Source organism: Paenibacillus sp. 01T422 (assembly GCF_056398785.1).
The window spans coordinates 1-729 of sequence record NZ_JBFTQB010001481.1; the positions used below are offsets into that span (position 1 = coordinate 1).

Below are 729 nucleotides of genomic sequence, written 5' to 3' on the forward strand. Positions count from 1 at the left end.
GCTGTAGAAAAAAGGAGGCATGAGCCCATGAAACATCCCGAAATTCATGAGATTTGCAAAAAACATATGTACCGTTATGTCAGCGTAACGATGACAAGCGGAGCCGTTTATGATGGCATTGTCGAAAATGTGGATGATGACAATTTATACTTAGCCGTGCCAATCGGCGGTATGGATCATGAACAGATGAGAGCATTCCTGCCGTATGGAGGCTATCCCAATCCGTATTATGGCTACCCGTATCCTGGTTATGGCTATGGATTTGGACGTCGGAGATTCGCAAGGCAAGTACTACCATTAGCTGGTTTACTAACTTTGTCATTATTGCCTTATTATTAATAGATATCCATTTTCTTGTTGAGAAACCTCGCTTTAAGCTGTGGGGTTTCTTTATTTTGCTATTGTTCCTTGGAATAGGACGGATTGGGTTGGATTTTTTCGCGCGTTTCCGATAAAATTAAAGGTATAGATTTATAAGAAAGTGGAGGGATTGGCCCATTTATGAGTGATTGTATTTTTTGCAAAATTGTTGCGGGGGAACTGCCCTCGAAAAAAGTATTCGAGAACGATGAAATTCTAGCATTTCACGACATCCAACCAGCCTCACCGATCCATGTGCTTATCATTCCTAAGAAACACATCGCCTCATTGGCTGACGCGCAAGCGGAAGACTGGTCTACTATTGGACAAATGCAAGCGGCCGCCGCGCAAATTGCTAGAGAACTAGAC

2 protein-coding genes are annotated in these 729 nt (G+C 42.9%); both read left to right on the forward strand.

What is annotated here, in order from left to right:
- Positions 1–27 precede the first annotated feature (27 nt).
- Complete coding sequence (locus AC1DUA_RS39655; RefSeq protein ID WP_477504883.1) at positions 28–339, forward strand: hypothetical protein; 312 nt, start codon at positions 28–30, stop codon at positions 337–339.
- A 162-nt stretch (positions 340–501) separates the two neighbouring features.
- Positions 502–729 (forward strand): HIT domain-containing protein (locus tag AC1DUA_RS39660; RefSeq protein WP_477504884.1); only part of this gene is annotated, 228 nt, incomplete at its 3' end.